Raw genomic sequence first — 13,962 nt, 5'->3', positions numbered from 1 at the left:
GAATATTATGGGAAAAGAAATTGCAGAGGTTGGATCGGTTAAGATTGCGGACGACGTAGTGGCAAGAATAGCAGCTCTTGCAGCTCTCGAAGTCGACGGAGTATCTGCAATGGCCGGTAATTATACAAGCGATGTTCTTGAAAAGGTAAGTCGCAAAAATCTTGCAAAGGGAGCAAAGGTTGTTGTCGGACAGGCCGAGGTCAAGGTTGATCTTGCGCTTATGATGGCTTACGGCTATAACATTCCCGCAACCTGCCAGCAGGCCCAGACAAGAGTTAAGACTGCCGTTGAGAACATGACAGGTCTTGAGGTTACGGACGTTAATATCAGGATTGCAGGCATTACAATGCCTAAGGCATAAATAAACAGAAGTAGGGAAAATATGATGAACAGAAGCTTATTGAGAGAGCAGGTTTTCAAGCTGCTCTTTCGTGTTGAATTCAATTCAATGGAAGAGATGCCGGAGCAGGAGGAGCTTTTTACCTCGGCGGTAGACAATGATTTTTCAACCGCAGATGCTGACTACATCAGAGACAAATATGAGAAGATAGCCGAGAAGCTTGAGGATATCGACAAGGCTATCAACGACAAGACCAAGGGATGGGATACTGACCGCATGGCAAAGGTTGATCTTACGATCATCAGACTTGCCGTGTATGAGATACAGTATGACGAGTCGGTTCCGACAGGAGTTGCCATCAATGAGGCTGTTGAGCTTGCCAAGAAATTCGGCCAGGACGGTTCACCTGCCTTTGTAAACGGAGTGTTAGCTAAATTTGCGGAGTGAGTATACAGTCACACAGGTTAATGCCTACATTAAGAATATGTTTACTCAGGACTTTCTTCTTAAGTCGATCACGATAAAGGGAGAAGTCAGTAATTGTAAGTACCACTCTTCCGGACACATTTATTTTACGTTAAAGGATCGGGGTGGTGCTATTTCTTGCGTCATGTTTAGGGGCGACCGCGACAAGGGCGGCCTTAGATTTGATATGAAGGAAGGTCAGCAGGTCAAGGCATCAGGTACCGTCGATGTATACGAAAGAGACGGCAAATATCAGCTTTACGCAAGAAAGATAGAGCTTGACGGTGAGGGAGCTCTTTTTGAAAAATTTGAAGAGTTAAAGAAAAAACTGGCGGAATCCGGAATGTTTGACGGTGGTTACAAGCAGCCGATTCCACGATATATAAAGACTCTTGGTATAGTTACCGCTCCCACGGGCGCGGCCGTGCGGGATATAATCAATGTATCGACCCGCAGAAATCCACATATTCAGATAATTCTTTATCCTGCCATAGTTCAAGGCGATCGGGCTGCCGAGAGTATTGTTAAAGGAATACAGACTTTGTCCGGTACAGAGGCTGACGTTATCATAGTCGGACGTGGCGGAGGTTCTATAGAAGATTTATGGGCTTTCAATGAAGAAATAGTGGCTCAGGCCATTTTTGACTGCCCCGTTCCGATCATTTCAGCAGTTGGACATGAAACCGATATAACTATCGCGGATTATGTAGCGGACAGAAGAGCGCCTACGCCTTCTGCGGCTGCGGAGCTTGCGGTATACGAATACGACAGATTTATTCAGGATCTTGAAGATTATTCCTATACCTTGCATAAGGGTATCGACAGAAAGCTACATGCGGCAAAGCTTCTTTGTGACGGATATTCCAAGTCGCTCAGGCTCTTAAGTCCGATGGGCAAGATAAAGGACAGGCTCCTTAGAATGGATCAGTATGAGGATGCTCTTTCCAATCTTATGAAGAATAAGCTGCAGGCTACAAGGCACAGATTTATGATAGACACCGAGAGGCTTAAAGGCCTTTCGCCTTTGGACAGACTCCTTGGAGGATATTCTTACGTCGCCGATAAGAAGGGCAAGAATATCCGCAGTATAAAAGGAATCAAGAAGGGCGATGAGCTGTCGGTATATGTGAGCGACGGTGTTATCAGTACCATAGTAGACGATACGTCCAAAGAAAAATGGGAGTAAGTTATGGCAACCAAGAAGGAAAAAGAAGAAAAGCAGAAGCTCTCCGTAGAAGAGGCTTTTGCCAAGATAGAAGAAAAAATAGAGGCTCTTGAAAGCGACGATATTTCCTTAGAAGATTCTTTTATGGAGTACCAGGAAGGAATGAAGCTTTTAAAGAGCTGTCATGATATGATAGAACAAGTGGAACAAAAAGTTCAGAAGATTGCCGAGGACGGCAGTCTGGAGGATTTTGAGTAATTATGAGCGATACAGGTTTTGAGGCAGAACTTAAACAGAGAGTTGAATATATAGAAGACGTCCTTAAGTCTATGCTTCCCAAGGAGGAAGGCTACGCAAAGACCGTTATAGAGGCCATGAATTACAGTCTTATGGCGGGCGGCAAGAGACTTAGGCCCATGATGATGTACGAAGCATACAAGCTCTTTGCGGGTGATGCCGCTGATGACGCGGTGATACAGCCGTTTATGACGGCAATGGAGATGATACACACATACTCGCTTGTGCATGACGATCTTCCGGCTATGGACAACGACGAGTACAGAAGAGGAAGAAAGACGACTCACGCGGTATACGGCGCGGGAATGGCGACGCTTGCGGGTGACGGACTTCTTAATCTTGCTTTTGAAACTGCAATAGGCGGCGCGGCATGCGGAGTTTCTCTTCCCGAATACGACGGAGAGACCGCAAACAGATACGTTGCCGCTCTCAAGGTGCTTTCGACCAAGGCAGGAATCTACGGCATGGTAGGCGGACAGTGCGCGGATATCATGGCGGAGAACACGACTATTGAGGACAAGGATGAGCTTAGCACTTTGCTTCGCTATATAGATGATAACAAGACCGGTGCTCTTATAGAGAGCAGTCTTATGATAGGCGCGATTCTCGGAGGGGCGAGTGCATCCAAGGTTAAGGCTATTGAGAAAGCAGGAAACAATGTCGGAGTTGCATTCCAGATTCAGGATGATATCCTTGATATCGTAGGAAACCTTGAAGAGCTCGGTAAGCCGATCGGTTCCGATGAGAAGAATCAAAAGACAACGTATGTAAGTCTCTTTGGGATGGAAGCGGCTACAGCTAAGGTAAAAGAGCTTTCGGATGAAGCTTCGGACATATTAAAAGAACTTGGATTTAAAGATTCGTTTTTGGATAGACTTTTCCAATACTTGATTTATAGAAGGAAATGACATGTTACTAGATCAGATAAAAGATACAGGTGATATAAAGAAGATACCGCAGTCCAAATATCATATTCTGGCGCAGGAGATAAGAGAATTCCTCATAGATAAGATATCTGTGACGGGTGGTCATCTTGCGTCCAATCTGGGTGCGGTTGAGCTTACAATGGCTCTTCACCTTGCGCTTAATCTTCCCAAAGATAAGATCATCTGGGACGTTGGACACCAGGCATACACACATAAAATCCTTACCGGAAGAAAAGATAAATTCGATACACTTCGTCAGTTCGGCGGTCTTTCGGGCTTCCCCAAAAGATGCGAGTCCGACACTGACTGTTTTGATACGGGACACAGCTCCAATTCTATCTCCGCGGGACTTGGTATGGTAAAGGCACGAGACCTTGCCGGAGATGACTATGCAGTTGTTTCGGTAATAGGTGACGGCTCTCTTACGGGCGGTCTTGCTTATGAAGCGCTCAATAACGCTTCCAAGCTTGATACCAATTTCATTATTATCTTAAACGATAATGAGATGTCTATTTCGGAGAGTGTCGGAGGTATGAGAAAATACCTCAACAACGTGCGTACGGCACAGGGTTATCTTACTCTCAAAGAAGATGTTTTTGCTCAGGTCGGAAATAACCACAAGGTTGTTGAGAGCATCAGAAGAGCCAAGAACTCTTTTAAACAGCTCTTTATTCCCGGAATGGTATTTGAGAACCTCGGTATCACATATCTGGGACCTGTAGACGGTCATGATACGGCAAGCCTTGAAAAGACTATTAAAGAGGCCAGAAAAGTCAAAAAGGCCGTTATGATACACGTAATGACCAAGAAGGGAAAAGGCTATGAGCCTGCGGAAAGACATCCCGCAAGATTCCACGGCACCGAGCCTTTTATCGTAGAGAACGGACTTCCGAGGAACCCCAGAACAACCTCCAATTATCAGGATATCTTCAGCACCGTTATGTGTAAGCTCGGTGCGAGAGATGAGAAGGTTGTAGCGATAACTGCGGCAATGGCTGACGGTACGGGACTTAAGAGATTCAGGAATATTTATCCGGATAGATTTATCGATGCCGGAATAGCGGAGGAACACGCTGTTTCTTTTGCTGCAGGAATGGCCGCAGGCGGATATAAGCCTGTATTTGCGGTATATTCATCATTCCTTCAAAGAGCGTATGACCAGATTTTGGAGGATGTATGTCTTCAGAATCTTCCTGTTGTGTTTGCGATAGACAGAGCGGGGCTTGTCGGAAGCGACGGCGAGACGCATCAGGGAATATTTGACGTTGCGTTTTTATCCTCGATGCCCAATATGCACATTATGGCGCCCAAGAATAAATGGGAGCTTTCGGATATGCTGAAGTTCTGTGTAAGCTTCGACGGACCGACCGCTGTAAGATACCCGAGGGGTAACGCGTACGACGGACTTAAAGAGTTCCGCGCACCTATCGAGATGGGTAAGTGCGAGCCTATCTATGAGGAAAAAGACATCTGTCTTCTTGCCGTTGGCTGTATGGTCAAGATCGGCGAAGAAGTACGTGAGATACTTAAGAATAACGGGCTCAACTGCTCACTTGTAAATGCGAGATTTGTAAAGCCCATAGATACCGATTATATTCACACGGCGTCCGCATCACACAGACTTCTTGTAACGATGGAGGAGAATGTTCTGAGCGGCGGCTACGGCGAAAAAGTGCGTGACTACGTGGATGAGAACAGGCTTGATGTAGGGGTACTTAACATAGCAATCCCGGATAAGTTCGTAACTCACGGAAGCGTCGACAGACTCAGAAAAGAGCTTAAGATAGACGCGCAGTCCATTGCTGAGAGAATAATGCAGGAGATTCACAGATAACGTTTTATGGCAAAGGAAAAAGAAAGACTTGATGTCTTACTTGTAAACAGGGGATTGGCTCCTTCCAGAGAAAAAGCCAAGACTCTTATAATGGCGGGTGACGTTTTTGTAAACGGTCAGAGAGAGGATAAGCCCGGAACGACTTTTGAGGAAGCCAAGATAATATCTTTGGAAGTAAGGGGCGATACTCTTCCCTATGTCAGCAGAGGCGGACTTAAGCTTGAGAAGGCGGTCAACAATTTCGGCTTTTCTCTTGAAGGCAAGGTCTGTATGGATATCGGAGCTTCGACCGGTGGATTTACCGATTGCATGCTCCAGAACAAAGCAGCTAAGGTCTATTCTGTAGATGTAGGACACGGGCAGCTTGATTGGAAGCTTAGAAGTGACGACAGGGTTGTCTGCATGGAGAAGACCAATTTCAGATACATGGTAAGAGACGACATACAGGATGATCTTGATTTTGCTTCCTGCGATGTTTCTTTTATCTCACTTACCAAGATCTTACTTCCCGCAAGGAGACTTCTTAAGGACAAGGCACAGATGGTATGCCTTATTAAGCCTCAGTTTGAAGCGGGTAAAGATAAAGTCGGTAAAAAAGGTGTAGTAAGAGATCCAAAGGTTCATGAAGAGGTTGTGCACAGAATAATAGATTATGTGCATATCGCAGGCTTTGATGTTCTTCACCTTGATTTTTCTCCGATAAAGGGACCTGAGGGAAATATCGAGTACCTGGTACACATCGAGAAAAATCCCGAGTACAACGAGAAGGTTGCACAGCTGTCGGAAGCTGACGGCGAAAAGATATTAAGGGAAACGGTAGAAGCCGGCAGCGGTTATTCGCATGAGCCCGATATGGAGAAGCTTATTAAAGAAACCGTAGACAAGGCACACGGCAATTTGGACTGAAACTATTGTGGGGGAGCCATGGAAAAGTTTTGTATAGTCACAAATAAAACTAAGGATAAAAACCTTGAGATCACAGGTTATATCATTAAATATCTTGAAAGTAACGGCAAAACCTGTACTATCGCGGAGACTACGGGCCGACCGTCGGAAGGTACGATAGGAAGAGATTTTATGAGCTCAATTCCTGAGGATTCCGATTGTTGCATAGTTCTCGGAGGCGACGGTACGATGCTTGAAGCCGCAAGGAGTCTTGCTTTTCTTGATATTCCCATAATCGGTGTCAACTTGGGAACGATGGGATATCTTGCCGAGGTTGAAAAGAGCGGTATTGATGAAGCGCTTTTAAAGCTTCTGTCCGGAGAGTACGAGACAGAAGACAGAATGATGCTTCACGGCAGCATAAACGGTAAGAAGGATTATGCGCTGAACGATATCGTAATAACCAGAGCATCTACGATTCAGGCTATTAATTATAATATCTATATAAACGATCTTCTTTTGTGTGAGTATCATGCAGACGGAATCATTATTTCAACGCCGACGGGATCTACGGGCTATAACATGTCTGCGGGCGGCCCGATCGTTGAACCGTCAGCGAATATGATCCTGCTCACACCCATATGTCCGCATACACTCAATTCAAGAAGCATGGTGCTTCCCGCAGATGCGAGGGTATCTATCGAGCTGACAGACAGCTTCAAGAATAGGAACAGCAAGGTTGTTGCTGCGTATGACGGCGGCGGTATCATCGATATGAAAGTCGGTGACAGGATAGATATCAGGAGATCCAAGAAGACTACCAAGATCTTAAAGCTTAACAGAGTGAGCTTTTTGGAAGTTCTCAGTAAGAAATTCAGTATGTGACACAAACTCTTTTGCGGAAAGGACAATCCGAAAATGAATAATAAAAGACATGACAAGATCATAGAGATCATCGCATCACACGTTGTAGAAACTCAGGAGCAGCTTGTAATGTACCTTAGACTGGCGGGCTATGACGTTACTCAGGCCACGGTTTCCAGAGACATCAGAAAGCTTAAGCTTACCAAGCAGGTTACCGAGGACGGAAGGCAGAAATATGTCTATACAACAGCCGATTCAAGTGCTATGCAGGAGAAGTATGTAAGCGTCCTTAAGGCAGGCTTTGTCAGCATGGACGTTGCGCAGAATATTCTTGTTATCAAGACCGTGTCCGGTATGGCGATGGCTCTTGCGACAGCGATCGATGCACTTCAGTTTAAGGAGATCGTCGGTTGTATCGCAGGCGATGATACCATCATGATCGCGATAAAGACCAATGAAGATGCTCAGAAGGTCATGGATACTTTACATGACATGATGCAAGAATAAGTGGGGAAATATGCTATATAGTTTACACGTTAAAAACCTTGCTCTTATCAAAGAGCAGGAGATAGAGTTTTCGAAGGGGCTTAATATACTTACAGGTGAGACCGGTGCAGGTAAATCAGTGGTTTTGGGCTCTGTTAATCTTGCGCTCGGAGCCAAGGCGGATGCTTCTCTTATAAGGACCGGCGAAGAGTCGGCGCTTGTCGAGCTTGTTTTCGGGATCGAAAGCGATGTTCAGAGAAATGTTTTAAAAGAGATGGATATCCCTGTTGAAGATGATGAGACGATCGTCATCCAGAGAAAGATAATGCAGGGCAGAAGCATCTCCAAGGTTTGTGGAGAGACGGTTACGGCAAGGCAGCTCAAAGAGATTGCAAATGCTTTTATCAATATTCACGGACAGAATGACAATCAGGAGCTTCTTAAGAAAAAGAAGCATCTCGAGATCCTCGACGATTACTGTGCGGACAAGACACAGGCTCTTTTTACCGAGTTAAAAGAAAAGTATGCGGATATGAAAAAGCTCGAGGAAGAGCTTGAAAACACGGATATAGACGAGGCTTCAAGGCTTAGGGAACAGGAGCTTTTGGAGTATGAGATAAAAGAGATCACGGACGCGGAGGTCGTTCTCGGAGAGGATGACGAGCTTGAGGGAAGCTATCGCAAGATGGTAAATGCCCAGAAGATTTCGGGGGCCGCCAACATGGCTTTGGCGATGACGGGCTCCGGAGAATCAGAGGACAGCGCGGCAGACCTCGTGAGCAGGGCGGTCAGAGAACTTTCATCGGTTGCTTCATATGACGATGAGCTCGAGGATGTTTTATCTCAGATTTCCAATGTTGAGAATCTTTTGACTGATTTTAATCGCAGTCTTTCTGTGTATATCTCCGGACTTGAGTTTGACGATGAGAATTTTAAGACATGCGAGGACAGATTAAATACACTAAATCATCTCAAGGATAAGTACGGCGGAAGTCTTGAAGCGGTACTTAAATATCTTGAAGAGAAGACAGAAAAGCTCGATGCTTTAAGTGATCTTGAGGCGCACAGAGATGCTCTTAAGAAGAGCCTTGAAGAGAGAAAAGAGCAGGTTACAGAGCTTTGCAAGAAGATTTCGGATATAAGAAAAGAGTCGGCAAAAGAGCTTGAGAAGAAGCTTATTGCTGCGCTTATAGATCTTAATTTCCTTGATGTTAAGTTTGAGATCCAGATAGATTATGACGAGAATATGATATCTAGCAGGGGCTGCGATGATGTGAGATTCATGATATCGACGAACCCCGGCGAGAGTCTTAGGGCACTTGATGATATCGCAAGCGGCGGTGAGCTTTCAAGAATTATGCTTGCGCTTAAGACTGTTGTTGCAGACAAGGACGATATCAGCACGCTTATCTTTGATGAGATCGATGCGGGTATCAGCGGCAAGACGGCGTGGATGGTTGCAGGTAAGCTCGGCGAGCTGTCTTGTGATCACCAGATCATTTGCATTACGCATCTTGCGCAGATTGCGGCGATGGCCGATTCTCATTACATGATCGATAAAGGTCTTGAGGACGGAAGGACAGTTACAAATATCTATGCTCTAAACGGCGAGCAGTCGGAGAGAGAAATAGCAAGACTCCTTGGCGGCGAAGAGATCACCGAGGCTTCACTTACAAACGCACGTGAACTTATAGAAAAGGCAAAGAGATGACAATTGACAATGACGATCTTATAAACAGCATAATGGCGTCACTTGGAAGGATAGATGCGATAAAGCTCGAGGACATTCCGAACATCGATCTTTATATGGATCAGCTTACGACGTTTATGGATGAGAGGCTCAAGAAAGCAACCCGTCATCCCGGCGAAGACAAGATCCTTACAAAGACGATGATCAACAACTACGCCAAGAACGATCTTTTACCTCCTCCCGTAAGGAAGAAGTATTCAAAGGATCACCTTATACTCCTCATCTTTATCTTTTACCTTAAAAATATCCTGTCGATAAATGACATTCAGACTCTGCTTGAGCCTTTAAAGAACAGGTTCCATCACAGCGACGACGAGCTTAATTTAAGCAAAATCTATGAGCTTGCGTATGAGCTTCAAAAAGAGGAGCTTGAGCCTTGCATCGACGATCTTAAGAAAAAGTACGAGAAGTCGCTTACGACGTTTGAGGATGACAATCTTTCGGATGATGAGAAAAAGAAGATGCAGATGTTTTCTTTTATCACTCTTTTATCCTACGACGTTTATGTCAAAAAGCTCCTCATAGAGAAGATCCTCGACAATATCACGGGCGCTGATGATGAGGCTGCTAAGGAAAAGAAAAAAGAAAAGCCCGCGAAAGATAAGAAGAGCAAATAGGCTCCGATGTTTAGTATTAAAAGAAATTAAGAAGCAAGGAAACATAATATAAATGGGAATATACGATACACTTAATTCGCAGCAAAAAAAGGCGGTACTGCAGACGGAAGGACCGGTTCTGATACTTGCGGGAGCAGGCTCGGGAAAGACGAGGGTTCTTACGCACAGGATCGCTTATCTTATTGATGAGTGCGGAGTTAATCCATGGAACATCATGGCCATCACGTTCACCAATAAGGCGGCCGGCGAGATGAGGGAGAGAGTAGACAAGATAGTGGGCTTTGGCGCCGAGAGTATCTGGGTTTCGACTTTCCACTCAAGCTGCGTAAAGATCCTTAGAAGATACGCAGACAGGCTCGGTTACGGCACCAATTTTACAATTTACGATACCGACGACTCCAAGAGTCTTATGAAAGATATATGCAAAAAATATCAGCTGGAGACCACACAGCTTAAGCTTCGCAGCATTATGGGAAGCATCTCGAGATGTAAGGATAATCTGGTAACTCCCGAAGAGTATGCATTAAATACGCAGAATGATTTTATCAAACTCAAGATTTCCAAGGCATATACTGAATATCAGCTCGCTCTTAAAAAGAACAACGCGATGGATTTTGACGATCTAATTTTTAAGACCGTTGAGCTGTTTAAGTCCAATCCCGATGTGCTTGATAACTATCAGGAGCGCTTTAGATATATCATGGTCGATGAGTATCAGGATACCAATAATGCGCAGTTTGAACTTATAAGGCTTCTTGCGGATAAGTACAGAAATCTTTGCGTTGTGGGTGACGACGATCAGAGTATCTACAGATTCAGAGGCGCCAACATCAGGAATATTCTAGATTTTGAAAAGGTGTACCAAGAGGCGACCGTCATCAAGCTTGAGCAGAACTATCGCTCGACGCAGCAGATTCTTGATGCAGCCAATGCCGTTATCAGAAATAACTACGGAAGAAAAGACAAGGCTCTTTGGACGGATGAAAAAGACGGCGAGATCGTGCGCCTTAAGCAGTTTGACACTGCCTACGACGAAGCTACTTTTATCGCCGATGATATCGGAAAGCTTATGCGAAACGGCAAGCTTCGTTACAGCGAGACGGCTGTTTTGTACAGGACCAATGCGCAGTCCAGACTTCTTGAAGAGAAGTTTGTCTTAAACGGAATCCCTTACGATATTGTAGGCGGAACCAATTTCTATTCAAGAAAAGAGATAAAAGATCTTTTGGCTTATCTTAAGACTATCGACAACGGTCTTGATGATGTTGCGGTTAAAAGAATCATCAACGTGCCAAGGCGCGGTATCGGAGCTACTACAATTGAGCATGTTCAGAGCTATGCCGATGAGAGGCAGATAAGCTTTTACGATGCGATGTGCGAGGCAGATCAGATTGTTGCGGTTAACAGAAGTGCTTCCAAGCTCACTGATTTCGTTACGATGATCAGGGCGTTCAGGACCAAGATGAAGAGCTATTCTCTTGAAGAACTCCTTAAGGATGTCCTTGATGTCACGGGATATATGGAGTATCTTAGATCACTTGATGACGATACCGATGAAGAGAGTAACGACAGAGCCGCCAACGTGGATGAACTTATTTCCAAGATCGCTGCTTATGAGGAAAACGAAGAGATCGAGCAGCCCACTCTTTCAGGCTTCCTTGAAGAGGTTGCGCTTGTATCGGATATAGACAGGATCGGAGAGGACAATGAAAAGGTTCTTCTCATGACCATACACAGTGCCAAGGGACTTGAGTTTGAGCACGTTTATATTGCAGGAATGGAGGAGGGAGTTTTCCCTTCATATATGACACTCGGTAACGAGGATTCGGACCCCGAGGGAGTCGAAGAGGAAAGGCGTCTTGCTTACGTTGCGATAACAAGAGCGAAAAAGAATCTTACCCTCACTGCCGCAAGGCGTCGTATGGTGCGCGGTGAGACTCAGTACAACAGGCTCAGCAGGTTCATAACCGAGATCCCGAGGAACCTTTTGGATGAATCAAATGTATCGACTACACCGTCATTTTTATTCGATGACGGCGAGACGATCGATGAGTACGAGAGCGTTGAGGATACGTTTGGAAAGAGCAAAAGCTCGGCATCGTTTGGAGGAAGCAGCTCTTCAAAGTATGGCAAAGGAACAGGCTCCGGGGCATACAGCGGAGGCACTTCAAGATCTTCGCTTGCAAATACTTATAAACTCAAGGCTACGCCCAAGCCTGTGAAGAAGATCCCTAGGGCTGTGCCGTCCGAGAAGCCTTACATTGCGGGCGTTGCCAAGACACATGCAAGAGGAAGCCTTGCAGGACTATCCAAGGGCATGCCTCAGGTGGCGCAAAAGCCAGATTATGTAGTCGGAGACAAAGTTAGCCATGTTAAATACGGCATCGGAACAGTAACTGACCTTCAGGAAGGTCCGAGAGACTACAAGGTCACTGTGATGTTCGACGAAGTGGGACAGAAGGTAATGTACGCCGCTTTTGCCAAATTGCAGAAGGTGTGAATACAAATTCTTTTTATAAGTTTCATAAAAAATTAAGAGTGAGTTCTTTTGCCTGAAATACAAGTGGTTACTTATGTGCTATACTGTAAATATCAATTGTGGAGTAAGAAAGGGGTTATCTATGGAAGTAAAGAACAAGATTGACGACTTAATACAGATGACTAGATTAAATGAACTTCTTGATAAGAGAGATGCAGAAAATGCCAAGAAGCCTTCCAACATAATCCTCTGGGTTTTGGCGATTCTTGGTTGCATTTCAGCGGTTGCAATAATCGCTTACCTCGTATATCAATACATGACACCGGCATACGAGGATGATTTTTATGACGATGATTTCGACGACTTCGAGGACGACTTTGAAGACGAAGATTTCATTAGAGAAAGTTAAGTTGACAGCGTGAAGAAGAAAGAAATAATAACAGGAACAGTAAAAAGGGTGGAATTCCCTAATAAAGGAATAATGGAAACTTCTGAAGGGAAGGTCGTCGTTAAAGGCGTTCTTCCCGATCAGAAGATATCAGTCCAGATTCAGAAGGTGCGCAAGGACAAAGCCGAAGGAAGACTTGTTGAAGTCCTTGAGGAAGCACCTGATTCTATCGAAAGCCCCTGCATTCATTTTGGTAAATGCGGAGGCTGTAGTTATCTTACAATGCCTTATGTAAAGGAACTCGGTCTCAAAGAGCAGCAGGTCAGAAGTCTTCTTAAGCCTGCGATCGACAGACAGGCTACTAAATTTACATGGGAAGGCATCAAGACAAGCCCCGTTAAATTTGCATACAGAAATAAGATGGAGTTTACCTTTGGCGATGAAGTCATGGGAGGACCCCTTGCTCTTGGTATGCACAAAAAGGGCAGCTTTTATGACATTGTGACAGTTAGCGGATGCAGAATTGTTGATTCCGATTATCAGGCAATCCTTTCTGCAACGCTTGATTATTTTGCACCTTTGTATGAGGAAAAAGAAATCTCTTTTTACCATAGGATGAAGCAGGAAGGATATCTGCGCCATCTTCTTGTGCGAAGAGCTGTAAAGACAGGCGAGATACTTGTTGATCTCGTTACGACAACTCAGGAAGAGCACGACCTTACTGGGTTCAAGAATGCGTTGTTGTCATTGTCGCTTAACGGTAGGATTGTGGGCATTCTTCATACCAAGAATGATTCTCTTGCCGACGCCGTAATTGACGAAGGCACGGAGATTCTCTTCGGACAGGACTATTTCTTTGAATACTTGCTCGGACTTCGTTTCAAGATCAATCCGTTCTCGTTCTTCCAGACCAATAGCCTTAGCGCAGAGGTTCTGTATCAGACCGTTCGCGGCTATATAAGGAGCCTTTTTGATCAAAAGAAGATTAGAGAAGACGGCGTGATCTACGACCTGTATTCCGGAACCGGCACAATCGCGCAGCTCCTTGCGCCTGTCGCCAACAAGATCATCGGAGTCGAGATTGTCGAAGAAGCCGTTGAAGCCGCCAAGGACAACGCCAAGCTTAACGGCCTCGATAACTGCGAGTTCATCGCCGGCGACGTCCTTAAGGTGCTTGATGAAATCGAAGAAAAGCCCGACATGATCATCTTGGATCCCCCCAGGGATGGCATCAATCCCAAGGCACTTACCAAGATCATTGGATACGGCGTTCCTTACATGATCTACGTCTCCTGCAAGCCCACAAGCCTTGCCAGAGACCTTGAGATCCTCCAGGAAAGCGGCTACGCCATGACTCGCGCCGTCGCCGTAGATCAGTTCCCCTGGACAAGTCACGTTGAGACCGTTGTTCTTCTAGCAAAGGTCGAATGACCTTTGCTAGAAGTTACAACGGTCCATGCGATAGC

The 13,962-nt window shown here is 45.2% G+C and carries 14 protein-coding genes; all 14 read left to right on the top strand.

Annotation, left to right across the window (positions count from 1 at the left end; all coding sequences use genetic code 11):
- Positions 1-7 precede the first annotated feature (7 nt).
- The 14 genes from D6853_RS08085 (at position 8) to rlmD (ending at position 13,927) form a co-directional block, all read left to right on the top strand.
- The gene (locus D6853_RS08085; RefSeq protein WP_120657510.1) at positions 8-361 is read left to right on the top strand and encodes an Asp23/Gls24 family envelope stress response protein; all 354 of its coding nucleotides are present in this window, start codon (positions 8-10) and stop codon (positions 359-361) included.
- Between the two features lie 24 nt (positions 362-385).
- A complete protein-coding gene (gene nusB, locus D6853_RS08080; protein WP_120657899.1) occupies positions 386-787 on the top strand; it encodes a transcription antitermination factor NusB in 402 nt (133 codons plus the stop codon).
- Positions 777-1,991, top strand: a complete 1,215-nt coding sequence (gene xseA, locus D6853_RS08075) for an exodeoxyribonuclease VII large subunit (protein ID WP_120657509.1) — start codon at positions 777-779, stop codon at positions 1,989-1,991. The genes nusB and xseA overlap by 11 nt, the downstream gene beginning before the upstream one ends.
- 3 nt (positions 1,992-1,994) lie before the next feature.
- Entirely contained in the window at positions 1,995-2,228 is a 234-nt protein-coding gene (gene xseB / locus D6853_RS08070; protein WP_120657508.1) for an exodeoxyribonuclease VII small subunit, read from the top strand.
- 2 nt (positions 2,229-2,230) lie between these two features.
- Complete coding sequence (locus D6853_RS08065) at positions 2,231-3,175, top strand: polyprenyl synthetase family protein (RefSeq protein WP_120657507.1); 945 nt, start codon at positions 2,231-2,233, stop codon at positions 3,173-3,175.
- A gap of 1 nt (position 3,176) precedes the next feature.
- On the top strand, positions 3,177-5,027 hold the full coding sequence (gene dxs / locus D6853_RS08060; RefSeq protein ID WP_120657506.1) for a 1-deoxy-D-xylulose-5-phosphate synthase: 1,851 nt from the start codon (positions 3,177-3,179) through the stop codon (positions 5,025-5,027).
- A 6-nt stretch (positions 5,028-5,033) separates the two neighbouring features.
- Positions 5,034-5,933, top strand: coding sequence for a TlyA family RNA methyltransferase (locus D6853_RS08055; RefSeq protein WP_120657505.1), 900 nt, complete (start codon positions 5,034-5,036; stop codon positions 5,931-5,933).
- Between the two features lie 18 nt (positions 5,934-5,951).
- Positions 5,952-6,797: an NAD(+)/NADH kinase gene (locus D6853_RS08050; protein ID WP_120657504.1), complete on the top strand. Its 846-nt coding sequence runs from the start codon at positions 5,952-5,954 to the stop codon at positions 6,795-6,797.
- Positions 6,798-6,830: 33 nt separating this feature from the next.
- On the top strand, positions 6,831-7,283 hold the full coding sequence (locus D6853_RS08045; protein ID WP_120657503.1) for an arginine repressor: 453 nt from the start codon (positions 6,831-6,833) through the stop codon (positions 7,281-7,283).
- Between the two features lie 10 nt (positions 7,284-7,293).
- Positions 7,294-8,973 carry a DNA repair protein RecN gene (gene recN, locus D6853_RS08040; RefSeq protein ID WP_120657502.1) on the top strand — a complete coding sequence of 560 codons (1,680 nt, stop codon included), beginning with the start codon at positions 7,294-7,296 and terminating at the stop codon, positions 8,971-8,973.
- Positions 8,970-9,629 (top strand): DUF1836 domain-containing protein, encoded by a 660-nt coding sequence (locus tag D6853_RS08035; RefSeq protein ID WP_120657501.1) that lies wholly within the window; start codon positions 8,970-8,972, stop codon positions 9,627-9,629. Before recN ends, D6853_RS08035 begins: the two co-directional genes overlap by 4 nt.
- A 52-nt stretch (positions 9,630-9,681) precedes the next feature.
- Complete coding sequence (locus D6853_RS08030; RefSeq protein WP_120657500.1) at positions 9,682-12,129, top strand: ATP-dependent helicase; 2,448 nt, start codon at positions 9,682-9,684, stop codon at positions 12,127-12,129.
- A 121-nt stretch (positions 12,130-12,250) separates the two neighbouring features.
- Positions 12,251-12,517 (top strand): DUF4366 domain-containing protein, encoded by a 267-nt coding sequence (locus D6853_RS08025; RefSeq protein ID WP_092248451.1) that lies wholly within the window; start codon positions 12,251-12,253, stop codon positions 12,515-12,517.
- Between the two features lie 9 nt (positions 12,518-12,526).
- Positions 12,527-13,927 (top strand): 23S rRNA (uracil(1939)-C(5))-methyltransferase RlmD, encoded by a 1,401-nt coding sequence (rlmD, locus tag D6853_RS08020; protein WP_120657499.1) that lies wholly within the window; start codon positions 12,527-12,529, stop codon positions 13,925-13,927.
- Positions 13,928-13,962: the final 35 nt, after the last annotated feature.

Origin of the sequence: Butyrivibrio sp. X503, assembly GCF_003625475.1 — a bacterium.
Taxonomy (GTDB): Bacteria; Bacillota; Clostridia; order Lachnospirales; family Lachnospiraceae; genus Butyrivibrio.
The sequence above is the reverse complement of the archived record's forward strand: the minus strand, read 5'-3'. Positions and strand labels throughout refer to the sequence as shown.